The organism is Tenacibaculum larymnensis (assembly GCF_028829235.1).
GTDB lineage: Bacteria > Bacteroidota > Bacteroidia > Flavobacteriales > Flavobacteriaceae > Polaribacter > Polaribacter larymnensis.
In genome coordinates, this window is record NZ_JAIWJY010000011.1 from 26,184 (window position 1) to 50,179 (window position 23,996).

Sequence of the window (23,996 nt, forward strand, 5' to 3'; positions counted from 1 at the left end):
GGGTTTCAAATACATAAACAGGTATGCAAAACAAAAAAAATATAAAAACTATTTATATTATCGCTTTTGAAAAGAAGGTCTACAAATCCTAATTAATCAAGTAATATGCTTAATAAATTTTTCTATTTTTAAAACTTTATTTTTTATCTATGAAAAAACGTTTGGTTGTATTAACAGGTGCTGGTATTAGTGCTGAAAGTGGTATAAAAACTTTTAGAGATGCTGATGGCTTATGGGAAGGTCATGATATTTATGAAGTGGCTTCTCCACAAGGGTTTCATGCTAATCCTGAATTGGTGTTGGATTTTTACAATCAACGTAGAAGACAACTCTTAGAAGTTTCTCCTAATAAAGCACATCACAATTTAGTTTCTTTAGAGAATGATTTTGAAGTTGATATTATTACTCAAAACGTAGATGATTTACATGAAAGAGCTGGAAACAAAAATGTAATACATCTACATGGTGAACTATTAAAAGCTCGTAGTACCAAAAACAAATATCTTGTTTATGATTGGAATAAAGATATTGTTATAGGTGATGTATGCGAAGAAAATGCTCAATTACGCCCTCATATTGTTTGGTTTGGTGAAGATGTTCCTCTTTTGGAAAAAGCTGCAGAAATTACTTTACAAGCAGATATTTTAATTATTATAGGAACTTCTATGCAAGTATATCCTGCTGCTAGTTTGGTTAATTATGTACAGCATAATACACCTATATATTTTATAGATCCTAAACCTGCTGTAAATAAAAACGCCTTCAATAACTTAACTATTATTGAAGACGTTGCTAGTTCTGGTACTGATAAATTAATTACTATGCTAAAATAAAGCTTAGCATCTAAGTTTTATGAATTTGATGTTAATCGATCAAAATACTCATACAATTCTCCTTTAGAGATGTTACTTCCTTTTTCAATCAAATCAAAAAGTTCAACATTTCTTTCTTCTTGATATGCTTTTGAGCCTCTTAAAAACTCAATTGCTTCATCATTTGGGTTTTTTAGTAACCACTCAAACCCTTCTTGCTCCAAAACATTAATGTCTTTTTCTATTTTTATTACAATACGATGTATTTCCTTTTCTTCACATTTAAACAGGTTTACTAAGTTTGGAGAAAAATGTTCTAAGTACGCTGTTCTGGTCAATACATCATCCCAAACGACATCACTAAATACATTCATTTCATCTTCTGCTACTTGTGGTTTCTCTTTTTTTAGTTCATCCCATTCTTTTTTATCTATGTTTTGTGATGCCAAAAATCGAGCAAACTCTTCATGTAATCCTTCAAACTGTTCTTTTGTAAGTTGTCTATATTTCAAACGTTTTAAGTTTTTTTGTTTATTGATTTATTATAATTATAAAATTAAGAACGTTTGCAACCACTCGCTCCAGTCGTTCTCTCATTAAAAACTTTAAAGAAAATCTTTTATAAAGAAATTTTTAAAATTTATTAATGTTTGTTTCATTTGGCAATTTTAGTAATAAATTAGGGTTAGGACAATTTTCCTTGTAAAAACCTAGGCTTTTTTTTGAAGAAACACCTGGATAATCTCCTTTATAATCTTCAATATCTATCATTATCTGAAAATGTAAGTGAGGAGCATAATCTCCATTTACAGAACTATCTCCTAAAGTTCCTATCTTCTCCCCTTTTTTAACCTTTGTTCCAACTGATAAGTCTTCTAAAGATTCTAATGATAAATGACCGTATAATGAATAAAACTCATTTCCTTCTATTGAATGTTTTACAATAATTGTTGGCCCGTAATCTCCATAGTTTAAATTGTTTTTAAAACTATGAATTTCCCCATCTAATACAGCTAAAATATCTGTACCTGCATCACACCACAAATCAATTCCCAAATGAATATTTCGTTGGTTTTCTTCTGATAGTTTATTAAAATGCTCACTTCTACTATAAATATCTCTTACTTCCAAATATCCTCCAAAAGCAACTTTTTTTTTATGTTTTGAAAAATAATTTTCTAAATAAGCCTCCCATTCTTTTGATGAAGAAACATCAAAACTTAATTCTTCGTTAGATGCTGCTATTGAAATTGGAATGTATTCGCTAAAAGGTATACTCGTATCAACTACATGCAATGGTTTTTGAGATATATTATTTAAAAAGTCTTTCATAAAATGAATTTTATATATAAAATAAGAGTAACCAAAAATAATTGATTACTCTTAAAATATAAGGGGAATTAAGCGTATTAATTAATTTTAAACGCTATGATACAGTTTTCTGTTATCTTGAAACGGTTCCTGTAATAGTTACCAATGGTCCAACTCCTAAATCTATAGCAACATGATCTTGAGCATCGTCAGCTACTTTTTTAGCTAATGGTTTAAGAGTAAAAGGTGCTGGACTATTGTCTGGATTTGGTTCTACTGTAATTACAATAGTTGAACCTCTTAAATCAGTTGGAAAAGTTACTCCGTCTGGAGCATTTACTAAGAAATCTTCTCCTGGAAAAAATCCATCAGCCCCATTTGGTGCTGGTAAATCCATAGCCCCACTAAAGCCATCAAACTCATCTGTTGCAGCAAGTTTTGTGAATTTACCTGTAGTAACTGGTACTCCATTTATCACAGCCCATCCTTCATACTTCCATCCTTCATCTAATTCTGGTAATCCTAAACCTACTTGTGGTGGCATTCCTGGTTCTAAAAACCAAACACCACTTCTTTCGTTTGTGTTTTCTCCATCTGTTGGTGTAGCTAAAATGAATTTCCCCCAAGAACTACTAAAATCTCCAACAATATTAGAGTTTATAGAAGCACTATTACCTGAAAAATCTCCTGCTAAAATTTTAGTACTTGATGGCGCTGGGTCTGGATCGTTCGTTGGTTCAATTGTCAAAACAAAGGTAGATGCCGCTGATAGCATATCTGAATCTACTACAAAAGAACTTTGAGATAATTCTCCTGAATCATTTACATTAAAAACACCTGTTGATACTGGCGAACCTCCAACAATTATCCAACCTTCATACACATAGTCAGCCCCTAAGTTTTCTAAACCATTAACATTTAAACTTAAATTTGATGTCTTTGGTGTGTTATCGTCATCATCGCTACAAGCAACAAAAGTTAACGCACTTACTGCTGCTATTGTTAAAAGTATTTTTTTCATTGTTTTTGTAATTTTGAATTTATACAAAAACAAAGTTACCTGCCCTTTTTCTATTAAAATGTTAGCTAGCTTACACTTACGCTACTTTTTTAAGTAATCGTATTTCTTTTCTGTTAAAATCAATGACTTTTTCTTGCTTTAACTCATTCATTAAAGTATTTAATGTTGGCCTTGATGTTCCTATTAAGCTAGCAATATCTTTTTGTGTGTATGGATGTTCTATTACTTGATCTCCTGTCTTTTCACATTCATGTCCATATTCTTCACACAACTCTTTAAAAAACTCTAATAAGCGAGTACGTGTATCTTTAAATAATAATAATTGAAGTCTTCTCTCTAATCTTTTTATTCTTAATCCTATAAATTTGTAAATCTTAAAACTTACAGATACATTATCTCTCATTAATGAATACATGGTTTCTCTAGATACAGGACAAATTTCTGTTGCATTATCTATAGATTGAGCAAATTCATTTCGTCTTTCAACTCCTAAAATTGCTTTTTCACCAAATATTTCTCCTTTAGTTAGTATTGCTTTGATTACTTCTTCACCTTCTTCCGTGTAGTACCCTATTTTTACTTTTCCTTTATCTATTAAATAAATTTTATTTGCAGCATCTTCTTCAAAATAGATATAATCTTTCTTTTTATATTTATTCAGTGTGTGGTTTTCTTTAAAAGCAGGATATTTGTGGGGACATAATATTTTAAACAAGTTAACATCCTCAAAGTACCAAAGTGCACTCATAGTTTTTACTTTTAAATTTTAAGTCGAAAAAATTAAAAGTGCATTACAAAAAAAGCTCTGGAAAACTCCAGAGCCTTAATACTATTAATATTTAAAATACTATTTATTAAGCATTTTGTTTTTTGATTAAGTTTAAAGCTGAGCCTTCTTTAAACCACTCTATTTGTCCTTTGTTATAGGTATGATTAGTTACAATGACATCTTTTGAACCATCTGCATGAACCACTTCAATAGTTAACGGTTTTCCTGGAGCAAATTCATTTAAGTCCAAGAAGTTAAACGTATCATCTTCTTGAATTAAATCGTAATCAGCTTCATTATCAAATGTTAATCCTAACATCCCTTGTTTTTTCAAGTTTGTTTCATGAATACGCGCAAATGATTTTACTAACACAGCTGCCACTCCTAAATGACGTGGTTCCATTGCTGCATGTTCACGAGAAGACCCCTCACCATAGTTATGATCTCCTACTACAACTGTTTTAATTCCTTTTGCTTTGTACTCACGCTGCACTTTAGGCACAGCATCATACTCTCCTGTTAACTGATTTTTCACGAAGTTTGTCTTCATGTTAAAAGCATTTACAGCTCCAATTAACATATTGTTAGAAATATTATCTAAATGTCCACGATAACGTAACCAAGGTCCCGCCATAGATATATGGTCAGTTGTACACTTTCCATGAGCTTTGATTAACAATTTAGCATCTTTAATAGTATCTCCTAATGGTTCAAACGGAGTTAACAACTCTAAACGCTCTGAATTAGGATTTACTACTATTTCTACATGGCTTCCATCAGCCTCTGGCTCTAAATATCCATTATCATCTACTTCAAATCCTTTTGGAGGTAATTCCCAACCTGTAGGTTCGTCTAACATTACCTCTTCTCCTTTCTCATTAATTAGTTTATCTGTTAATGGATTAAAATCTAGGCGTCCTGCTATGGCAATGGCTGCTGTTAATTCTGGAGAAGCAACAAAAGCATGTGTATTTGGATTTCCATCAGCACGTTTAGCAAAGTTTCGATTGAAAGAGTGAACAATACTATTTTTAGGTGCATTTTTAGGATCCTCATAACGTCCCCATTGTCCAATACACGGTCCACATGCATTGGTAAATATCTTAGCATCTAAATTTTCAAAAACTTGTAAGATTCCATCTCTTTCTGCCGTATAACGTACTTGCTCCGAACCTGGGTTAATACCAAATTCTGCTTTAGTTTTCAATCCTTTGTCTATAGCTTGCTGTGCAATAGAAGCAGCACGTGATAAGTCTTCATAAGAAGAGTTTGTACAAGAACCTATTAACCCCCATTCTACTTGTAAAGGCCAATCGTTTGCTTGTGCTTTTTCTGTCATTTCTTTACCAACAGAAGTAGATAAATCAGGAGTAAAAGGTCCGTTTAATAATGGTCCTAATTCTGATAAATTAATTTCAATTACCTGATCAAAATATTGTTCAGGGTTTGCATACACTTCAGCATCTGCCGTTAAGTATTCTTTTATTTCATTTGCTGCGTCAGCAACATCGTTTCTATCAGTAGCACGTAAATAACGCTCCATAGACTCATCATAACCAAAAGTAGAGGTTGTTGCTCCAATCTCCGCACCCATGTTACAAATAGTCCCTTTACCTGTACATGACATTGCAGTAGCTCCAGGTCCAAAATATTCTACAATAGCACCTGTTCCTCCTTTTACGGTTAAAATTTCTGCTACTTTTAAAATCACGTCTTTAGGCGCTGTCCAACCAGATAATTTACCTGTTAATTTTACACCTATTAACTTAGGAAACTTCAATTCCCAAGGCATTCCTGCCATTACATCTACTGCATCAGCTCCACCTACTCCAATCGCCACCATTCCTAATCCTCCTGCATTCACCGTGTGAGAATCTGTACCAATCATCATTCCTCCTGGAAATGCATAATTTTCTAATACTACTTGATGTATAATACCTGCTCCAGGTTTCCAGAAACCAATTCCATATTTATTAGAAACTGACTCTAAGAAGTTAAATACTTCGTTTGAGTTATTTAATGCTGTTTGTAAATCTGTTGAAGCACCTACTTTTGCTTGAATTAAGTGATCGCAATGCACCGTTGTTGGTACTGCTACTTTATCTTTTCCTGCTTGCATAAATTGCAATAACGCCATTTGGGCTGTTGCATCTTGACAAGCAATACGGTCTGGGGCAAAATCAACATAATCCTTTCCTCTTTCAAATGCTCTCGTTGGATTTCCGTCCCAAAGGTGTGTGTATAAAATTTTCTCTGCTAATGTTAAAGGTTTACCTGTAATTTCACGAGCAGCATCTACTCGTTCAACTACTTTATTGTATACCTCTTTTATCATATTAATATCAAAAGCCATATATGTAATTTTTTTGTTGCTGTACGAATTTACCAAAAAAAACAGTACAAAAGATGGAGTAACTATATAATTATAATAAGTTTAAATAAGTTTTTTCTATAGTAGAGTTTTATACAGTAATTAATTAATAACAACAAAGCCCGAGCTTTAACACTCGGGCTTCTATATTATAACTAATAGTTTTATTTAACTATGAAATTACTAGTTGTTTTTGAGATGGTTTAAATTTTGTTAAAACAATACCGTCTACTGCTTTTTCATATTCTTCCATAGTAGGTGTTCTTCCTAAAATAGTAGACAATACTACTACTGGTGTAGAAGATAATAGAGATTCACCTTTTTTCTCTCCAGAATCTTTTACAACTCTTCCTTGGAATAAACGTGTTGATGTAGCCATTACTGTATCTCCTGGCTCAGCTTTTTCTTGGTTACCCATACATAAGTTACATCCAGGACGCTCTAAGTATAACATGTTTTCATACTTTGTACGTGCTAATCCTTTAGGTGCATTATCATCAAACTCAAATCCTGAATACTTTTGTAATACTTCCCAATCTCCTTCAGCTTTTAACTCGTCTACAATATTGTATGTAGGTGGGGCTACTACTAATGGAGCATTGAATTCTACCTTACCTTCTTGTGCTTCAATGTTCTTTAACATTTGAGCTAAGATTTTCATATCTCCTTTATGCACCATACAAGATCCTACGAAACCTAAATCTACTTTCTTAGTTCCTCCATAGAATGATAATGGGCGAATTGTATCATGTGTATAACGTTTAGATACATCTTCGTTATTTACATCAGGATCAGCAATCATTGGTTCAGCAATTTCATCTAAATCAATAACAACCTCTGCATAGTATTTTGCATCTGCATCAGGTTTTAATGCTGACTTAATTCCTGTTTTAACTTCTTGAATTCTTGCATTTGCTTTCTCAACTAAACCTTTTAATACTTGCTTTTCATTATCCATTCCTTTATCAATCATGATTTGGATACGATCTCTGGCAATTTCTAATGATTCAATTAATGTTTCATCTTCTGAAATACAAATAGAAGCTTTAGCTTTCATTTCAGCAGTCCAGTCAGTAAATGTAAAGGCTTGGTCAGCTGTTAAGGTTCCGATATGTACTTCAATAACTCTTCCTTGGAAAACATTTTCTCCGTCAAACTGCTTTAACATTTGTTGTTGCGTTGCGTGTACAACATCACGGAAATCCATGAAACTTCTCATGTCTCCTTTAAACGTTACTTTAACTGATTGTGGAATAGGCATTGTTGCTTCACCTGTTGCTAAAGCTAATGCTACAGTTCCTGAGTCAGCTCCAAAGGCAACTCCTTTTGACATACGTGTATGAGAATCTCCTCCAATAATAATATCCCAATCACTTACTGTAATGTCATTTAACACTTTATGAATTACATCTGTCATTGCAGGATATTGTCCTTTAGGATCACGCCCTGTAATTAAACCAAAGTCATTCATAAATTTCATTAACCTTGGAATGTTTGCTTTTGACTTATCATCCCATACAGAAGCTGTATGACAACCAGATTGGTAAGCTCCGTCAACTATTGGAGAAATAACAGTAGCAGCCATCATTTCTAATTCCTGAGAAGTCATTAAACCTGTAGTATCTTGAGAACCTACAATATTAACTTCTACACGAACATCAGAACCTGCATGTAATGTTTTTCCTGGAGTTGTTCCTACTGCATTTTTATTGAAGATTTTTTCAACTGCAGTTAATCCTTGTCCTTCTACCGATATTTCTTTAGAAGTAGCATATACTTGTGGTACATCAATTCCTAATACTTTAGCTGCAAATGTTTGTAATTTCTTACCAAAAACAACAGCATATGAACCTCCAGCTTTTATAAACTCCATTTTTTGTGGAGTTAATGCTGTAGAGATATCTTTTAATTCTTTATCTCCGTTATATAATTTCTTAGTTTTTGTATTGATAGTTAAAACAGTTCCTGTTTCTACAGAATACTCTTGTTTTAAAACTGGCTCTCCATCTTCATCAACAATCGTATTACCTTCAGCATCTTTTTGCTTTACCCAGTTTTTAAGATCAATACCAATACCTCCTGTTACACCTACTGTAGTTAAGAAAATTGGAGAAATTCCGTTAGTACCTGCAATTACTGGGGCAATATTGATAAATGGAACGTACGGACTTGATTCTACACCTGTCCATAAAGCCACGTTATTAACACCTGACATTCTAGAAGAACCTACTCCCATAGTTCCTTTTTCAGCAACTAACATCACACGTTTATCTGGATGTTGCTCTTTAAGTGCTAACAACTCATTTTGCATATCTTTATTATGCTCAAAAATTGATTGCCCATGTAATTCACGGTCAGATCTTGAGTGTGCATCAGCACCTGGTGATAATAAGTCTGTTGATATATCTCCTACACCTGCTATATATGTAACTACTTTAATTTCTTCCTCTATTTCTGGAAGCTTAGTAAAAAACTCTGCTTGTGCATAGCTTTCGATAAGCTCTTTTGCTATTTTATTACCAGCTTTGTATGCTTCTTCTAAACGCTCTGTATCTGCTTCATATAAGAATACTTGAGTCTTTAATACTTTTGCTGCTTCTTCAGCAATTGCAGCATCGCTACCTAATGCTAAATCAAGTAAAACTTCTACAGAAGCTCCCCCCTTCATGTGTCCTAACTGCTCTAAAGCAAAAGATGGAGTAATCTCTTCCACTACAGATTCACCAAGAATAATCTCTTTTAAAAATTTTGCTTTTACAGCAGCAGCACTTGTTGTACCTGGTAAAACATTATAAATAAAGAAATTAAGAGAATTTTTTCTGTGTGGATTGTTTTCATCTTTAATTTGTGAGATGATTTCAGTTAACAATTCACTTCCATCGATAGGTTTAGGGTGAAGACCTTGACCTTTTCTTACTTCAATCTCCTTTAGGTAATCTGAGTATGTGTTCATAAAAAAGTTTTGTTTAAAATATTTTGAAGGAAATAGTAAAAACTACTATATATTAAAACTGGTTATTACAGCTTTATCCTGTTAATTTTTGCTTAGCAAAAGTAATATTTTAACCTTAATTTTAAAAATAAACAACAAAACAGTCCAAAAAGCAAATTAATTTAATTTGAAAGGCTTGTTTTTAGAAATATCTCAAAAAAACAACTGTAAAAACACCATATAATTATCAAATTGATAATTTAGTTTTTTAAAGAGATTAGAAAAAAATAGTATAATGATTCTAAATAGGAAAAAAAAAGCAGACCCATAAGCTGGATTCTGTTCCTTATAAATAAGGCTCTTATCATTTATCTAGTTCTGAAATTACTCTCAGAATCAATCTGCCTACCCCTTAGAATCGCGCGAGTAGCACTCAAGCTCTAATGTACATGGCATTGCACCGCATAGAGTTTACCTGGTTTCACTACAGCATTACCTGTACATTCTTTCTGTTGCACTTGTCCTCGGTTTACACCGGACGGATGTTATCCGCTATGCTACTCTATGGTGTCCAGACTTTCCTACTTATATTTTCTATAAGTCGATAAGATAGGTCTGCTATTATATTGTTGTCAAATAAAAGTTCACAACTCTATTCATAAAAAAACCCACTCAAAAGAATTGAGTGGGAAAATTGCTATGAAAAAGAAAAAGTGTCTAGAACGTCTCCTAGACACTGCAAATATATAACTGTTTTTCGTTTAAAAAAAATTTTATTTAAAAAAAATTATCTTTTTTATGATTTTTTTAAGAAAACATATCTTTAACCTTTTCAAAGAAAGATTTGTCTGATTTCTGTGGATTCGGGCTAAAGTTCTCATCTTCTTGCATTTCCTCGAAAAACTTACGTTGATCTTTAGTTAATTCTTGAGGAGTCCATACATTTATGTGAATTAAGAAATCTCCATGACCATAACGTTCAATACTTGGCAATCCTTTTCCTTTTAAACGTAAAATTTTACCTGATTGCGTTCCTGGTTCAATCTTAATCTTTACTTTTCCTGTAACTGTTTCTACTTCTTTCGATACTCCTAAAACTGCTTCTGAAAAGTTGATGTATAAATCATAGTGAATATTACTTCCTTCACGTTTTAAGTTTTCGTGTGGTACTTCTTCAATTAACACTAATAAATCTCCTGGAATTGAGTTTTTACCTGGAGCTTCATTTCCTTTACCACCTACTTTTAACTGTACTCCTTCTGTTACTCCTTCTGGAATATTGATAGAAACGGTTTCTTCTTTTACTATCATTCCCTGCGCATCTGCTCCACTTGGCTTTTTATCTAGCATCTCTCCTGCTCCATGACAAGTACTACAAGTAGTAGCAGTTTGCATTCTACCTAAGATAGTATTGGTTACACGCATTTGTTGTCCGCTACCATTACATGTTGAACATGTTTTGTATGTTACTCCTTCGGCTTGAACTTTTCTACGAACCTTTACCTTCTTTTCAACTCCTTTAGCAATATCTTCTAAGGTTAGTTTTACACGAATACGTAAGTTGCTACCTTTTACTCGTGCTTGACGGTGACCTCCACCACCAAAACCACCGAAACCGCCACCAAAGGCTCCTCCGAAAATATCTCCAAACTGGCTAAATATGTCATCCATATTCATACCGCCACCACCGAAGCCTCCATGACCTCCTTCAAAAGCAGCATGACCGTACTGATCGTAACGTGCTTTTTTATTATCGTCACTTAATACCTCATAAGCTTCCGCAGCTAATTTGAATTTTTCTTCAGCATCTTTATCATCAGGGTTCTTATCTGGATGGTACTTGATTGCCATCTTACGATATGCCTTTTTGATTTCAGCTTTTGAGGCTGATTTTGATATTCCTAATATTTCGTAATAATCTTGTTTTGCCATAACTTTCAATGTTCAATTAATTAGTAAACAGTTATTATAATTACTAATAATTGTATTAATGATGATTGTTTTACGCTTGCCCCATTACTACTTTAGGGTGACGAATAATTTTATCTCCTAACTTATATCCCTTCTCTACACAATCAATAATCTTTCCTTTTAAATCATCTGAAGGTGCTGGTATTTGCGTTATTGCATCATGAACTTCTGCATCAAAATCATCTCCTGGTTTTACTTCTATTTCTGTTAATCCTTTTTGAGTTAAGGTGTTTTTAAACTTGTTATTAATAAGTTCCATTCCTTTTAACAGTTCAGAGTCTTCTGTTTTTTTAATTTCTGCCAAACCTCTATCAAAATCATCCATAATTGGCAGTAAAGCTGTCATTAATTCTTGACTTGCAGTTTTAAAAAGTTCAATACGTTCTTTTGAAGTACGTTTTTTGTAATTTTCAAACTCTGCAAATAATCGTAGATATTTATCTTTCTCAGCTTGAATTAATTCTTCTGCTGTTGGCTCTTCTTTAGCCTCAACCTCTTTATTTTCCTGAGTTTCTTCTTGATTCTCTCCTAAATCGCCATTTTTAATAGCGTCGTTAATTTCGTCTTCTTTTGTATATTGATCTTTACTCATTGTAAATCGTTTCATGTATTTAACACTTTTTGATTAACAAGAATACTGCCAATAAAAAAAATGTGTCATAATGACATTGTTAATATTATTTTATATATGTCATACAAAAAAATACATTTATCTTTTGTACAAACATCTCAAAATTATATATTTAAGAAATTTTTATTAATTAATTTATAACATAAAAAGTCCCTCATTATGAAACAGAATTTTTTAAACATTTCAGGAGTTACAATTCTTTCAAAAAATCAACAAAAGAACTTAACAGGTGGTGCTGCTATTGATCTTAGTAAATGTGGATGTGATTGCTCTGGAAGCGTTACAGGTCCTATTTATTGTCATCAATATTTTGCTTGTACACAAGAGTATACTTGTAGTGAAGAAATGTAAAAGTTAAAACATAAAAAAAGCTGTTATCTAAACGATAACAGCTTTTTTATTTCTTATTCCTAACTAGTTTGGCACAACGCTAACTATTTTTGCTTTTGTAGGCACAATAAATTCTGCTTCTTTAAGGAATTTTATATTAGATAGTTTTGCCTCTCCTATTTGTTCTTCATATCCATTTTTTAAAGACCACATATGAAATGTCCAATTTGTAGCAATTGGTATTGAATTAACTTGTTCAATTTGATTATACTTAATAGCATGAGGTTCTTTTTCTGCTTTTTCTTTTCCTTTACCAAAGGTTACAATATATGCTGCTCCTTCTAAAATATTTGTTTTTGGATTTTTATATATCACATACCAATCGTCAGGTGCATCACCTGTACCAGACTCAAAAGTCAGTTTACCTGTTGTAAAATTTTCAGTTTCCCATTTGTTTTCACTAAAATTAGACCAAATAGTTCCTTGATCGTTAAGTTTATATGGTAAGCCTAAAAAATATGACCATGTAAAAATATCAAAACGAGCTGTAGCCATATCCTTTTTATTTACTCCTAATGCATACACTTCTTTTCCATCAAAAATAATTAATGAACCATCTTCCTTTTCTATTTTTATTTTACCTCCTCCTGGTTCTTGTGTTATAACGCCTTTTAAATGTTTTTTTCCTCCAAAAGTTATATCAATGGTATATTTAAGGTACTTCTTCCCCATAAATACATTCTTTTTATGAGCTTTTTCTATTGATGATGTAAAAGTTTGGGAATTCTCTTGGGCTGTAAAAATTGTTACCTGAAATAATAATACTGCAAGTATGATTCTTGTTTTCATAATATTGATTAAAATTAATCCACTAAGTCGAAATAAACATACTTCAATTACACTTTAATCATAAAAAAAATCCCAAATCAGTTGATTTGGGATTTATATTTATTTCTCGATGTTACTTTTTTAATCATCAATTCTTTCAATTTTAGCTCCAATTGATTTTAAACGTGCTTCAATATCTTCGTAACCTCTATCAATCTGTTCTATATTATTGATAATACTTGTTCCTTTAGCAGATAATGCTGCTATTAATAAAGAAATACCTGCTCTAATATCTGGTGAAGTCATTTTAGTTGCCTTCAACTGAGATTTAAAGTCATGTCCAATTACTGTAGCTCTGTGTGGGTCACATAAAATTACTTTTGCTCCCATATCGATTAATTTGTCAACAAAGAACAAACGGCTTTCAAACATTTTCTGATGAATTAACACTGTTCCTTTTGCTTGTGTAGCTACTACTAGAACAATACTTAACAAATCTGGTGTAAATCCTGGCCATGGTGCATCTGCTACCGTAAGTACTGATCCATCAATATAACTTTGAATCTCATAACTATCTTGTTCTGGAATAAAGATATCATCTCCTACTTTTTCTAGTTGAATTCCTAACTTTCTAAATACATTAGGAATTTGACCTAAATCATTCCAACTTACATTTTTAATTGTTAATTCAGAACGAGTCATAGCTGCCATACCTATCCAACTACCAATTTCAATCATATCTGGTAAGATGGTATGTTCACAACCTCCTAATGACTCTACTCCTTCAATTGTAAGTAAGTTAGATCCTACACCAGAAATTTTTGCACCCATAGAGTTCAACATTTTTGATAATTGTTGAATATAAGGTTCACAAGCTGCATTATATATTGTTGTAGTTCCTTTAGCTAGTACTGCAGCCATAATAATGTTTGCGGTACCTGTTACTGAAGCTTCATCTAACAGCATTTCTGCTCCTACTAACCCTGTTTCAGTTTCTACTCCATAGAAATACTCTTCACGATTATAACGGAACTTAGCACCTAAGTTAATGAACCCTTCAAAGTGAGTATCTAAACGACGGCGTCCAATTTTATCTCCTCCTGGACGTGGAATATATCCTTTTCCAAAACGAGCTAATAAAGGACCAACAATCATAATAGACCCTCTTAAAGAACTTCCATCCCTTTTAAATTCTGGTGACTCTAGGTATTTTAAATTGATATCATCTGCTTGGAAACTATACGAGTTTTTAGATAGCTTTTCTACCTTAACCCCTAATTCTCCCAAAATAAAAATCAGTTTATTGACATCAATAATGTCAGGAACATTATTTATAATTACTTTTTCTGACGTTAATAACACCGCACATATTACCTGTAATGCTTCATTTTTTGCTCCTTGTGGTGTTATTGTTCCTTTTAACTTGTGACCTCCTTCTATTTTAAATGATGCCATTTACTTTTTTCTGTATTTAGTATTTGTTTTTCCTTTTGATTTATGCTGCCCTTGACCACCTCTTTTTCTTAGTAAGCTCTTACTGTCTGTAAGCTCCTCTTCAGTATTACGTATATCTATTTCCCCATCAGATAACTCATACAAATGATCAAAAATAACACTATCTTCAACTGTATCTTTGTTCCAGTTTAAATAGCATTTTTTCATATGATTAGCAATGGTAAACACCAAAGCTTCTTTCATTTCTCCTTCTTCCCATGTTAACGCAACATCAATCATGGTTTGGATATTTGTTCCATAAAAGCGGTACTTTGATGCTGATTTAGGGTATGGCAATCGTTCAGGAGATTCTTGTAGCTCTTCCTTTGAAGGTGTTTCGTATGGAGAATCAACATCTAATTGAAAATCTGCCATTATATGTAATTGATCCCAAAGTTTATGTTTAAAATCAGGTACATCTCGTAAATGAGGTTGCAAATTCCCCATAACGTCAATAATAGCTTTGGCCATTGTATTTCTTTCTTCTTTATCTTCTAAAGCGATACAATGGTTCACTAACTTTTGTATATGTCTCCCATATTCTGGGATAATTAATTTGGATCTTTTCGAATTGTATTCTAAATCAAACGTCATTTCTCTATATTTTATCTATGCAAAATAGGTAATTATTATGAATTAACTTACCCGATTACTTTCAATTTTGCAAATTGTAACAATAATTTCTTTTTACCTACGGTACTAAACTCTATTTCTGCTTTTTTATTGGGACCTTTCCCTTCTAAAGCTACTACTTTTCCAGTGCCAAAACGGTTATGTTCTACTACGTTTCCTACTGTAATTTCTCCATCAAACAAATTCATTTTCGGGCTCATTTCTGAAACCTTTTTCATTTTACTTTTTGGAGGAACCATATTAGGCTTTTCCTTCTTAGCTAAGAATTCTTTTCTCTTTTTTTGAATTGGTTTTTGAAATCGTATTTTCTTTGGAGAATCATCTTCAAACAGGCTAGCGTCTATAAATCTATTTACTGATGGTTCTGGCACTTTGGGAGTTAAGTATTCTAGATACTGGTCATCAATTTCTTCTAAAAATCTACTAGGTTCTCCATCGGTTAATTTACCCCAACGATAACGTGTTTGTGCATAAGTCAAATAGGCTCCTTTTTCTGCCCTTGTTAACGCCACATAAAATAAACGACGTTCTTCTTCTAACTCACTACGAGTATTCATACTCATTGCTGATGGAAACAAACTTTCTTCTAAACCTACAATGTATACGTAAGGAAATTCTAATCCTTTAGATAAGTGAATTGTCATTAACGAAACTCGAGGTTCTTCATCTTGTTTATCAGAATCAAAATCAGTGGCTAGTGCTACATCTTCTAAAAATGATGTTAACGATGCGTCTTCTCCTGTTTCAATTTTATCGGTAATAAAGTCTTTTATTCCGTTTAAAAGTTCTTGAACATTTTCAACTTTATTAACTCCTTCTGGCGTTCCGTCTTTTTGTAAGTCTTTAACTAACTGCGTTTGTTTAACTACCAAATCAGCAATTTCAAAAGCATTTTTTGTTTGTGCTTCAATTTGAAAACGCTGAATCATATTTACAAAATTCTGCAACTTTGTCTTGGTTCCAGAGTTAAGATTAATATCTACTGTATTGATATTCTTTAAAATATCAAACATTGATTTTTTATAATGATTCGCTGCAATTGTTAATTTATCAAGCGTTGTAGCTCCAATTCCTCTGGCTGGGTAGTTAATAATACGTTTTAATGCTTCCTCATCATTCGGGTTGATTAAAATTCGTAAATACGATAGTAAATCTTTAATTTCTTTACGTTGATAGAAAGAGATTCCCCCGTAAATTTTATATTTAATATCCTTTTTACGCAATGCATCTTCTATTGCTCTTGACTGTGCATTAGTACGATAAAGAATAGCAAACTGATCACTAGTTAACTGATGATTCATTTGGTTTTCCCAAATAGATTGTGCTACAAAACGCCCTTCTTCTCCATCAGAAATTGTACGCATTACTTTTACACTATCTCCTGCATCATTTGCTGTCCAAATTTCTTTATCTAACTTGGTTTTATTCTTATCAATAACACTATTCGCAGCGCGGACAATATTACTTGTTGAACGATAGTTTTGTTCTAACTTAAACGTTTTTACATCTGGATAATCCTTCTGGAAGTTTAAGATGTTTTGAATGTTCGCACCACGGAATCCATAGATACTTTGAGAGTCGTCTCCTACCACACAAATGTTCTGAAAACGATCTGCTAACGCACGTACAATTAAATACTGCGAATGGTTGGTATCTTGGTACTCATCTACCAAAATATATCGGAAACGATCTTGATACTTTGCTAAAACATCTGGAAAACGAGCTAACAATTCATTCGTTCGCAGTAGTAAATCGTCAAAATCCATAGCTCCAGATTTAAAACATCTATCTACATATTCTTTATAGATATCACCTGTTCTAGGCCTGCTTGCTTCTAAATCAGCTTGTTGTAAATCAGAGTTATTAAAATAAGCTCTGACCGTAATTAAACTGTTTTTAAAAGACGAAATTCTACTTAAAATTTGCTTTGGTTTGTATCGATCTTTATCCAAATTCATTTCTTTGATAATCGCCGTTATCAATCGAACTGAATCTTGTGTATCGTAAATGGTGAAGTTTGATGGATAGCCTAATCGATCAGCTTCTGAGCGTAAAATACGTGCAAAAACTGAGTGGAAAGTTCCCATCCAAAGGTTTTTAGCTTCACTATACCCTACTACTTTACCAATACGATCTTTCATTTCACGAGCAGCCTTGTTGGTAAATGTTAACGATAAAATGTTAAATGCATCTACACCTTGCTCCATTAAATAGGCAATTTTATAGGTCAACACTCTCGTTTTACCCGATCCTGCTCCTGCTATAATTATCATTGGGCCGTCTTTTTGTAAAACAGCTGCTCTCTGTGGTTCGTTAAGTTGCTCTAAATAAGTATTCAATGGAAATTAAATTGAAAGTATTTTAAAAGTGGGAAATTAACCAATCTTTTAGGTTTTTTAAAGATTCTAACCTTTTTTTTATTCACTAATTTTTATTTGATAAATTTCAGTCTAAACCCGAATAACCAAAAATTCGTCCTAAAACCCTTATTTTATAATATTCATTTTAAAACCCGAATTATTTGGCGTTTTCAATTTGAAAACCTATTTTTACTAAAATTTAAATGCATGACAAGTGTAATTACTGGTGATATTATTAATTCTAGAGGTGTTTCTGCTGAAACATGGCTCCCTTTATTAAAGGAGTCTTTTAACTCTATTGGAAAAACACCAAAAACATGGGAACTTTTTCGTGGTGATAGTTTTCAAATTGAAATTGAAAATATTGCTGATGCTCTTCTTTATGCCATAAAACTAAAAACCAATATTAAGAAAATAAAAGATTTAGACATTCGTTTAGCTATTGGTATTGGTAATAAAAGTTTTGATACAGATAAAATTACCGAAGCTAATGGTGAAGCTTTTATAAATTCTGGGTATGCTTTTGATCATTTACTTAAAAAGCAAAATTTGGCTTTAAAAACTCCTTGGAAAGATATTAACGAAGAGTTTGAAGTTTCTTTAGGGTTAAGTTTGTTAATAATGGATAGCTGGACAACTAACTCTGCTGCTTTTGTATATATGTCATTACAAAACCCTGAGTGTACTCAAAAAGTTATTGCTAAAAAACTAGCTATTTCAGAAAGTAGTGCTAGCGAACGAAGAAAACGTTCTGGTTTTGATGAAATTATGAAGCTAGAAAAACGTTATAGAAAACTTATGAATCAGAAACTAACTAACCTATGATACTCTTCTTAAAACTACTTATTGCTCACTTATTAGGTGATTTTGTGTTTCAACCTAAAAATTGGGTAAAAAATAAAGAGAAAAAGAAAATAAAATCTATAAAACTCTATGCCCACATAGGTGTTCATACTATTTTATTACTAATATTATTACAATTCAACTCTACATATTGGAGTACTATTTTACTCGTAATTATTTCTCACTACTTAGTTGATCTTGGAAAACTATATCTTCAAAAGAAAAAAAACAAACGCTTATTTTTCTTTTTAGATCAAGCTTTACATATATTCTTTTTAGGACTTGCTACCTATATTTATTCTCCTTTTAAAATTAATATCGACGCTATTTTAACTAAGCAAAACCTATTACTTTTTGCTTGTTTAATTTTTGTTACTTACACCTCTTCCATCATTATAAATACATTAATTTCTAAATGGAATCCTGAAAAGGGTAATAAATCAACAGAACAATCGTTAGCCAATGCAGGTAGGTACATTGGTTTTTTAGAACGTATATTAATTTTTGTTTTTATAGCAATTAACCAATGGGCAGGTGTCGGCTTTTTACTAGCAGCAAAATCTATATTTAGGTTTGGAGATTTAACTGCTTCAAAAGACAGAAAACTTACTGAATATGTACTAATTGGAACTTTATTAAGTTTTGGATTGGCAATTTTAACAGGACTCGTATATTCGCATTATGGAAGATAAAATTATTGAAGGGCTTGCTTATGCCCTACCAGCATTAGTAACTGGCGGTGTGGCTTACCTAATTTTAGGTCGCTTTATTGAACAGGATAATAAAGAAAAAACATTCAATGCTTTAGTTGAAAAAAAGCGTGAAAGCTTACCTACAAAACTACAAGCTTATGAACGTATGTTATTATTTTGTGAGCGTATCAACCCTTCTAAATTACTTTTAAGAGTTAACCCTATTGGAGATGATACTGATAATTATCTACAACTTTTAATTGGTAACATAGAACAAGAATTTGAACATAATTTAGTACAACAACTATACATTTCTGATGATAGCTGGAAAGCTGTTACTGCTGCTAAATTAGCCATTATAGCAAAGCTTCGTTCTACAGCAGAAGATTCTGAAACCGCTAAAGACTTACGAGAAAATGTATTAATTGATTATTCTCAACAAGAAAGTCCCGCTAATACTGCAATTTCCTTTTTAAAGCAAGAAGTGAAGAAATTGATATAATAAAAAAAGCCTCTAATCAGAGGCTTTTTTATTTCTATTATTTTTCAACAGGTAATTCTAGTCTACTAGCCCACTCTGTCCAAGAACCGTCATATACACTATAGTTAGTACTTCCTGATTCTTCTGCTCCTAAAGCTAAAATACACGCTGTAATTCCTGAACCACAAGAAAAAATCATTTCTTCTTTATTCGGATTCATATCTGAAAATATTTTCTGAAGCTCCTCTTTCAATTTCATCTTTCCCTCTAATTGCAATTCTGCATAAGGCAAACTTTTAGAATTCGGTATATGACCTCCTCTTAAGTCTTTTCTTGGCTCTGGTTCCGTAGCATAAAACCTTCCTTTAGAGCGAGCATCCAAAATAACTTTATTATCATCATGAGAAGCTTTTAACACTTCCTCGGTAACACTTATTTTATCCTTACTAAGATTAGCTTTAAAGTTTCCTGTTAAGAGTTCTCTTTCTTTTTTGGACTCAACTTTATAACCAGCTTCTTTCCAAGCAGGCAAACCTCCGTTTAAAACTGCGATATTTTCAAAACCAAATACTTTAAACAACCACCAAACTCTCGGTGCTGAATACACTCCTATATCGTCGTAAACAACAATACAACTATCATTGTCTATTCCCAATTTCTTAACCTCGTTTTCAAAGTATTCCTCTGACGGAACTGTATTAGGATACTCTCCTTCAATATCTAAAAAGACATTCTTTAAATCAAAGAAAACAGCATTTTGAATCTGCTGTTTTTCTTTTTTATCATCTGATTTTGTTCCTACTTTCTGAATAGTTGCATCAAGAATTATTAAGTTGTCTACACTTAAATTATCATGTAACCATTCAACAGGAACTATAGGTGATTTTACTATAAGCATATAAGTCTATTTTACTTCATCATAATGTTCATCCCATTCATGTGGGTGTGGCTTTCCTAACTTACCTACAGACTTCGCAACTAAAGTAGACACCGTTGCATCACCTGTTACATTGATAACTGTTCTACACATATCTAACGGTCTATCAACCGCAAAAATTAATGCTAAACCTATTGCTAATTTATCTGCTGGAAACCCAACTGACTCCAATACTATTACTAACATTACCATACCGGCTCCAGGTACAGCTGCTGAACCTATTGAGGCTAACAAAGCTGTTAAAATAATTGTTAACTGATCTCCAAAAGTTAAATCAAAACCTAAAGCCTGCGATATAAAAACTGCAGCTACAGCTTGATACAAACTAGTACCATCCATATTAATAGTAGCTCCTACTGGTAACACAAAGCTTGATACTTCTTTATCAACTCCAATATGCTCTTCTACTCTTTCCATCGTAACAGGTAATGTTGCTGCACTTGAACTAGTTGAAAATGCTAATAATTGTGCTGGGCTAATTTGTTGTAAAAACCACAATGGGTTCTTTTTGGTAAACACACTTATTAAAACCATATAAAGTGCCACCATTAACAATAACCCTCCTATAACTGTTAATCCATATTTTAACAATGCTAATAATAAATCTGGATCGTTAGAAGAAACCACAACATTTGCTAATAATGCAAATACTGCGTAAGGAGCTGTTAACATTATTAAATCTACCATTTTTAACACGACTTCATTTAATGAGTCAAAGAAGTTTTTTAATGGTTTAGCATTTTTCTCACCTACCAATAACATTGATATTCCTAAGAAAATGGTGAAGAAAATTACTTGTAACATTGCTTTATTATTACTCATTGCCTGCATAGCATTATCAGGAACCATATCTTCTAAAAATTGAAGTGGACCGCTTTCTTTTTGCTTACTAGCCTCTGCAATTTTAGCTTGTACACCTTCACTATTTGCATAATCAGCTGTTAACTTTGCTATGGTATCTTCTGAAATACCATCTCCAGGTTGTACAACATTTACTAATAGTAATCCTACTGTTATAGCTATTACTGTTGTACCTATATATATTAGTATGGTACGTAAACCTATATTTTTAAATTTTGAAATATCTTTTAAATCAGATATCCCTTTTACAAGAGAAGCAATAATTAATGGTACAGCAATTAGCTTTAATAATTTTACGAAAATAGTTCCTAAAGGCTTTATCCAGTCAGATACGAATGATGCTCCATTATCTACAAAGGTCATTGCTAACCCAAATAAAATACCTAAAACCATTCCTATTAAAATTTGCCAGTGTAGTGCAAGTTTCTTCATATAATATATTAATCTATTAGTTTTTTCTGGCCGTAAGGTATAAAGAATTATTTAAAAAAAAGTGACCTTGAGTTCGTATATTGTGTCCCATAAATTAGATACTAAGTACTAACCTTATTAAAATAAAAAGATGACTGGAATTTTAGATTTATTAAATAGCGATACCGGAAAGGCAATAATATCTGGCGTTGCTGGCTCTACAGGACAAGATACTAATAAAACTAGTAGTGTTCTAACGATGGCATTGCCTGTTTTAATGAAAGCAATGCAACGAAATGCTGCTACACCTCAAGGTGCTGAAAGTTTAAAAAGTGCATTAAACAAGCATGATGGTGGAATCTTAGATAATTTAGGTGACTTATTTAATGGTGGTGTTAACTCTGATGTTTTACAAGATGGTAGTAAAATTTTAGGTCATGTTTTAGGAAATAAACAACAAGGAGTGGAAAAAGTTATTGGTCAAAAAGCAGGAATGGACACTAGTGCTGTTGCTGATATTTTAAAAACTGCAGCTCCAATTTTAATGGGATTATTAGGTAAGCAATCTCGTCAAGAAAACATAAATAATTCGAGTGATTTAAGTGGGCTTTTAGGTGGTTTACTTGGTGGTAGTTCAGCTCAAAAAGAACAAAGTTTCTTAGAACAAATATTAGATGCTGATGGTGATGGTAGTATTGTTGATGATGTAGCTGGAATGATTTTAGGAAACGCTAGTAGCAGTCAACAAAAGTCTGGTGGACTTTTAGGAGGACTTTTAGGAGGAGTATTTGGGAAAAAATAACTTTTCATTTGTAATATAATCAAAGGGCAAACATTTGTTTGCCCTTTTTCTTTTAACTACTTTTGCCACGATATTAGGATTTATGGAGAAACTTAAACAACGTTGGGGCATAGAAAACAATTGGGCTTTAGCTGCCATTTTTATAGTTTTCGCAATAAACGGTTCTTTTGCCGCGTGGGTTGCTAAACCTGTTACTAACTTACTAGGTCTATCTCCACAGACAATGACTCCTTGGTTATATTATCCTTTAAGAATTTTACTTATTTTTCCTATTTATCAAACCACACTACCTATAGTTGGATGGCTTTTTGGTCAATTTAAATTCTTTTGGGAGTTTGAAAAGAAGTTTTTAAGTAGATTAGGACTAAGTTTTTTATTCAAAAAAGCAAACTAACAATTCAATTATTTAAAAATCAGTTATTTACCTATACTTTTCTCTAAAGTATTTTTTATTTTTGTGTTATTATTAGCTAAATAATAGTTCCTCTCTTTTACTTCCCTAGTTTTAAGATAGAATTACTAACTAAACTCATTTCTATATGAAAACTTTTCTTAAAGAGACTCTAGCTCTCATTATTATATGTTGTTCGTTTTTAATTTTTCAATCTTGTAAAAAAGAGAAGAAACAAACTCACGACATCACTGAAACAAAAAAAGAAGTTATTAAGAAGAAAAAGGTAATTGAAATTATTACAGAAAGCATGGATTTTCAAATGTCTGATACCATACCTTCTGGCTGGAATACATTTCGCTACCTCAATAAATCTCCACAAACACACTTTTTTCTAATTGATAAGTATCCTGAAGGGAAAAATTCAGAGGATGCTAAAAAATATGTAGCACCCGTTTTTGATGAAGCTATGAAGCTTATTAATGAAGGTAAAGCTAAAGAAGGGTTTGCTGAATTTGCTAATTTACCCAAATGGTTTAGCGAAGTTGTTTTTTTAGGAGGTAGTGGATTACTTTCTCCTGAAAGTACAGGAGAAACTACACTTTATTTAAACCCCGGAAACTACATGCTTGAATGCTATGTAAAAATGAGTAATGGGGTATTTCATACTTCTATGGGAATGGTTAAAGATGTTGTTGTATCTGACAAAGATTCTGGAAACTCAGAACCAAAAGCAGATGCTAACATAACTATTTCTAGTACTGATGGGATTGTTTTAAAAGATTCAATTTTTGCTGGAAAACGTACTTTTTCAGTGCATTTTAAAGATCAAATTGTATACGAAAGTTTTGTTGGACACGATATTAACTTAGTAAAACTACAAAGTAATACTGATTTTGAAAACCTAGAAAACTGGATGAATTGGGCTGATCCTAAAGGGCTAATTGAACCTGCTCCATCTGATGTTACTTTTTTAGGTGGAGTTAACGATATGCCTACTGGTAATAAAGCTTATTTTACAGCCATATTAAATAAAGGTATTTATGGGTTAATATCAGAAGTTCCTAATCCTTCCGAGAAAAACTTATTTATAACTTTTGAAGTATATTAAATAA

At 32.4% G+C, this 23,996-nt stretch carries 22 protein-coding genes and 1 other RNA gene; 8 read left to right on the forward strand and 15 right to left on the reverse strand.

The genetic code is table 11. From position 1 onward, the window contains the following. Positions 1 to 149 precede the first annotated feature (149 nt). Positions 150 to 833 carry an SIR2 family NAD-dependent protein deacylase gene (locus LCI24_RS14320; RefSeq protein WP_274640987.1) on the forward strand — a complete coding sequence of 228 codons (684 nt, stop codon included), beginning with the start codon at positions 150 to 152 and terminating at the stop codon, positions 831 to 833. Positions 834 to 850: 17 nt separating this feature from the next. Here the strand turns inward: LCI24_RS14320 and LCI24_RS14325 are convergent, their stop codons facing one another. The 9 genes from LCI24_RS14325 to LCI24_RS14365 all read right to left on the reverse strand — a co-directional run bounded on the left by LCI24_RS14325 (position 851) and on the right by LCI24_RS14365 (position 11,779). Next, positions 851 to 1,324, reverse strand: coding sequence for a DUF6495 family protein (locus LCI24_RS14325; protein ID WP_274640988.1), 474 nt, complete (start codon positions 1,322 to 1,324; stop codon positions 851 to 853). A gap of 121 nt (positions 1,325 to 1,445) precedes the next feature. Next, entirely contained in the window at positions 1,446 to 2,144 is a 699-nt protein-coding gene (locus LCI24_RS14330; RefSeq protein ID WP_274640989.1) for a peptidoglycan DD-metalloendopeptidase family protein, read from the reverse strand. A 112-nt stretch (positions 2,145 to 2,256) separates the two neighbouring features. Then, a complete protein-coding gene (locus tag LCI24_RS14335) occupies positions 2,257 to 3,144 on the reverse strand; it encodes an anti-sigma factor (RefSeq protein ID WP_274640990.1) in 888 nt (295 codons plus the stop codon). A gap of 76 nt (positions 3,145 to 3,220) precedes the next feature. Beyond that, on the reverse strand, positions 3,221 to 3,892 hold the full coding sequence (locus tag LCI24_RS14340; protein WP_274640991.1) for a Crp/Fnr family transcriptional regulator: 672 nt from the start codon (positions 3,890 to 3,892) through the stop codon (positions 3,221 to 3,223). A gap of 106 nt (positions 3,893 to 3,998) precedes the next feature. After that, positions 3,999 to 6,266 (reverse strand): aconitate hydratase, encoded by a 2,268-nt coding sequence (locus LCI24_RS14345; protein ID WP_274640992.1) that lies wholly within the window; start codon positions 6,264 to 6,266, stop codon positions 3,999 to 4,001. A gap of 190 nt (positions 6,267 to 6,456) precedes the next feature. Further along, entirely contained in the window at positions 6,457 to 9,237 is a 2,781-nt protein-coding gene (locus tag LCI24_RS14350) for a bifunctional aconitate hydratase 2/2-methylisocitrate dehydratase (RefSeq protein ID WP_274640993.1), read from the reverse strand. A 291-nt stretch (positions 9,238 to 9,528) separates the two neighbouring features. Beyond that, positions 9,529 to 9,838: RNase P RNA component class A (rnpB, locus tag LCI24_RS14355), an RNA gene on the reverse strand. Positions 9,839 to 10,023: 185 nt separating this feature from the next. Continuing rightward, positions 10,024 to 11,148 carry a molecular chaperone DnaJ gene (gene dnaJ / locus LCI24_RS14360; RefSeq protein WP_274640994.1) on the reverse strand — a complete coding sequence of 375 codons (1,125 nt, stop codon included), beginning with the start codon at positions 11,146 to 11,148 and terminating at the stop codon, positions 10,024 to 10,026. A 70-nt stretch (positions 11,149 to 11,218) separates the two neighbouring features. Further along, positions 11,219 to 11,779: a nucleotide exchange factor GrpE gene (locus LCI24_RS14365; protein ID WP_274640995.1), complete on the reverse strand. Its 561-nt coding sequence runs from the start codon at positions 11,777 to 11,779 to the stop codon at positions 11,219 to 11,221. Between the two features lie 198 nt (positions 11,780 to 11,977). Here LCI24_RS14365 and LCI24_RS14370 point away from each other — a divergent pair, with 198 nt between their 5' ends. Next, a complete protein-coding gene (locus LCI24_RS14370; protein ID WP_099216630.1) occupies positions 11,978 to 12,169 on the forward strand; it encodes a hypothetical protein in 192 nt (63 codons plus the stop codon). Between the two features lie 63 nt (positions 12,170 to 12,232). Here the strand turns inward: LCI24_RS14370 and LCI24_RS14375 are convergent, their stop codons facing one another. From LCI24_RS14375 to LCI24_RS14390, 4 genes are all read right to left on the reverse strand, one after another. After that, a complete protein-coding gene (locus LCI24_RS14375) occupies positions 12,233 to 12,997 on the reverse strand; it encodes a DUF6503 family protein (protein WP_274640996.1) in 765 nt (254 codons plus the stop codon). 120 nt (positions 12,998 to 13,117) lie between these two features. Beyond that, positions 13,118 to 14,431, reverse strand: a complete 1,314-nt coding sequence (gene murA, locus LCI24_RS14380; protein ID WP_274640997.1) for a UDP-N-acetylglucosamine 1-carboxyvinyltransferase — start codon at positions 14,429 to 14,431, stop codon at positions 13,118 to 13,120. Beyond that, positions 14,432 to 15,064, reverse strand: a complete 633-nt coding sequence (locus LCI24_RS14385; protein ID WP_274640998.1) for a DUF4290 domain-containing protein — start codon at positions 15,062 to 15,064, stop codon at positions 14,432 to 14,434. A gap of 47 nt (positions 15,065 to 15,111) precedes the next feature. Beyond that, positions 15,112 to 17,442: an ATP-dependent helicase gene (locus LCI24_RS14390; protein ID WP_274640999.1), complete on the reverse strand. Its 2,331-nt coding sequence runs from the start codon at positions 17,440 to 17,442 to the stop codon at positions 15,112 to 15,114. Positions 17,443 to 17,670: 228 nt separating this feature from the next. Between LCI24_RS14390 and LCI24_RS14395 the strand changes: the two genes are divergently transcribed. Genes LCI24_RS14395 through LCI24_RS14405 form a run of 3 tightly spaced genes read left to right on the forward strand, consistent with a single transcriptional unit; the run spans position 17,671 to position 19,500 of the window. Beyond that, the gene (locus tag LCI24_RS14395; protein WP_274641000.1) at positions 17,671 to 18,288 is read left to right on the forward strand and encodes a SatD family protein; all 618 of its coding nucleotides are present in this window, start codon (positions 17,671 to 17,673) and stop codon (positions 18,286 to 18,288) included. Beyond that, complete coding sequence (locus LCI24_RS14400) at positions 18,285 to 18,998, forward strand: DUF3307 domain-containing protein (protein WP_274641001.1); 714 nt, start codon at positions 18,285 to 18,287, stop codon at positions 18,996 to 18,998. The genes LCI24_RS14395 and LCI24_RS14400 overlap by 4 nt, the downstream gene beginning before the upstream one ends. Further along, positions 18,988 to 19,500, forward strand: coding sequence for a DUF7935 family protein (locus LCI24_RS14405; RefSeq protein WP_274641002.1), 513 nt, complete (start codon positions 18,988 to 18,990; stop codon positions 19,498 to 19,500). Before LCI24_RS14400 ends, LCI24_RS14405 begins: the two co-directional genes overlap by 11 nt. Before the next feature lie 37 nt (positions 19,501 to 19,537). Here LCI24_RS14405 and LCI24_RS14410 read toward each other — a convergent pair whose 3' ends face one another. Together LCI24_RS14410 and LCI24_RS14415 are read right to left on the reverse strand one after the other, a co-directional pair. Then, entirely contained in the window at positions 19,538 to 20,377 is an 840-nt protein-coding gene (locus LCI24_RS14410; RefSeq protein ID WP_274641003.1) for a sulfurtransferase, read from the reverse strand. Between the two features lie 6 nt (positions 20,378 to 20,383). Continuing rightward, positions 20,384 to 21,709 carry a dicarboxylate/amino acid:cation symporter gene (locus LCI24_RS14415; protein WP_274641004.1) on the reverse strand — a complete coding sequence of 442 codons (1,326 nt, stop codon included), beginning with the start codon at positions 21,707 to 21,709 and terminating at the stop codon, positions 20,384 to 20,386. A gap of 130 nt (positions 21,710 to 21,839) precedes the next feature. Here LCI24_RS14415 and LCI24_RS14420 point away from each other — a divergent pair, with 130 nt between their 5' ends. The 3 genes from LCI24_RS14420 to LCI24_RS14430 all read left to right on the forward strand — a co-directional run bounded on the left by LCI24_RS14420 (position 21,840) and on the right by LCI24_RS14430 (position 23,992). Then, entirely contained in the window at positions 21,840 to 22,490 is a 651-nt protein-coding gene (locus tag LCI24_RS14420) for a DUF937 domain-containing protein (protein ID WP_274641005.1), read from the forward strand. Positions 22,491 to 22,572: 82 nt separating this feature from the next. Then, the gene (locus LCI24_RS14425) at positions 22,573 to 22,884 is read left to right on the forward strand and encodes a DUF6787 family protein (RefSeq protein WP_274641006.1); all 312 of its coding nucleotides are present in this window, start codon (positions 22,573 to 22,575) and stop codon (positions 22,882 to 22,884) included. A gap of 145 nt (positions 22,885 to 23,029) precedes the next feature. Then, entirely contained in the window at positions 23,030 to 23,992 is a 963-nt protein-coding gene (locus LCI24_RS14430; RefSeq protein WP_274641007.1) for a hypothetical protein, read from the forward strand. The last annotated feature ends 4 nt before the right edge of the window (positions 23,993 to 23,996 follow it).

Bases quoted from the DNA above. Each gene is read 5' to 3' on its own strand.
- LCI24_RS14320 (WP_274640987.1), top strand. From the start codon at position 150: ATGAAAAAACGTTTGGTTGTATTAACAGGTGCTGGTATTAGTGCTGAA.
- LCI24_RS14330 (WP_274640989.1), bottom strand. From the start codon at position 2,144: ATGAAAGACTTTTTAAATAATATATCTCAAAAACCATTGCATGTAGTT.
- LCI24_RS14335 (WP_274640990.1), bottom strand. From the start codon at position 3,144: ATGAAAAAAATACTTTTAACAATAGCAGCAGTAAGTGCGTTAACTTTT.
- LCI24_RS14340 (WP_274640991.1), bottom strand. From the start codon at position 3,892: ATGAGTGCACTTTGGTACTTTGAGGATGTTAACTTGTTTAAAATATTA.
- LCI24_RS14345 (WP_274640992.1), bottom strand. From the start codon at position 6,266: ATGGCTTTTGATATTAATATGATAAAAGAGGTATACAATAAAGTAGTT.
- LCI24_RS14350 (WP_274640993.1), bottom strand. From the start codon at position 9,237: ATGAACACATACTCAGATTACCTAAAGGAGATTGAAGTAAGAAAAGGT.
- dnaJ (WP_274640994.1), bottom strand. From the start codon at position 11,148: ATGGCAAAACAAGATTATTACGAAATATTAGGAATATCAAAATCAGCC.
- LCI24_RS14365 (WP_274640995.1), bottom strand. From the start codon at position 11,779: ATGAGTAAAGATCAATATACAAAAGAAGACGAAATTAACGACGCTATT.
- LCI24_RS14370 (WP_099216630.1), top strand. From the start codon at position 11,978: ATGAAACAGAATTTTTTAAACATTTCAGGAGTTACAATTCTTTCAAAA.
- LCI24_RS14375 (WP_274640996.1), bottom strand. From the start codon at position 12,997: ATGAAAACAAGAATCATACTTGCAGTATTATTATTTCAGGTAACAATT.
- murA (WP_274640997.1), bottom strand. From the start codon at position 14,431: ATGGCATCATTTAAAATAGAAGGAGGTCACAAGTTAAAAGGAACAATA.
- LCI24_RS14385 (WP_274640998.1), bottom strand. From the start codon at position 15,064: ATGACGTTTGATTTAGAATACAATTCGAAAAGATCCAAATTAATTATC.
- LCI24_RS14395 (WP_274641000.1), top strand. From the start codon at position 17,671: ATGACAAGTGTAATTACTGGTGATATTATTAATTCTAGAGGTGTTTCT.
- LCI24_RS14400 (WP_274641001.1), top strand. From the start codon at position 18,285: ATGATACTCTTCTTAAAACTACTTATTGCTCACTTATTAGGTGATTTT.
- LCI24_RS14405 (WP_274641002.1), top strand. From the start codon at position 18,988: ATGGAAGATAAAATTATTGAAGGGCTTGCTTATGCCCTACCAGCATTA.
- LCI24_RS14410 (WP_274641003.1), bottom strand. From the start codon at position 20,377: ATGCTTATAGTAAAATCACCTATAGTTCCTGTTGAATGGTTACATGAT.
- LCI24_RS14415 (WP_274641004.1), bottom strand. From the start codon at position 21,709: ATGAAGAAACTTGCACTACACTGGCAAATTTTAATAGGAATGGTTTTA.
- LCI24_RS14420 (WP_274641005.1), top strand. From the start codon at position 21,840: ATGACTGGAATTTTAGATTTATTAAATAGCGATACCGGAAAGGCAATA.
- LCI24_RS14425 (WP_274641006.1), top strand. From the start codon at position 22,573: ATGGAGAAACTTAAACAACGTTGGGGCATAGAAAACAATTGGGCTTTA.
- LCI24_RS14430 (WP_274641007.1), top strand. From the start codon at position 23,030: ATGAAAACTTTTCTTAAAGAGACTCTAGCTCTCATTATTATATGTTGT.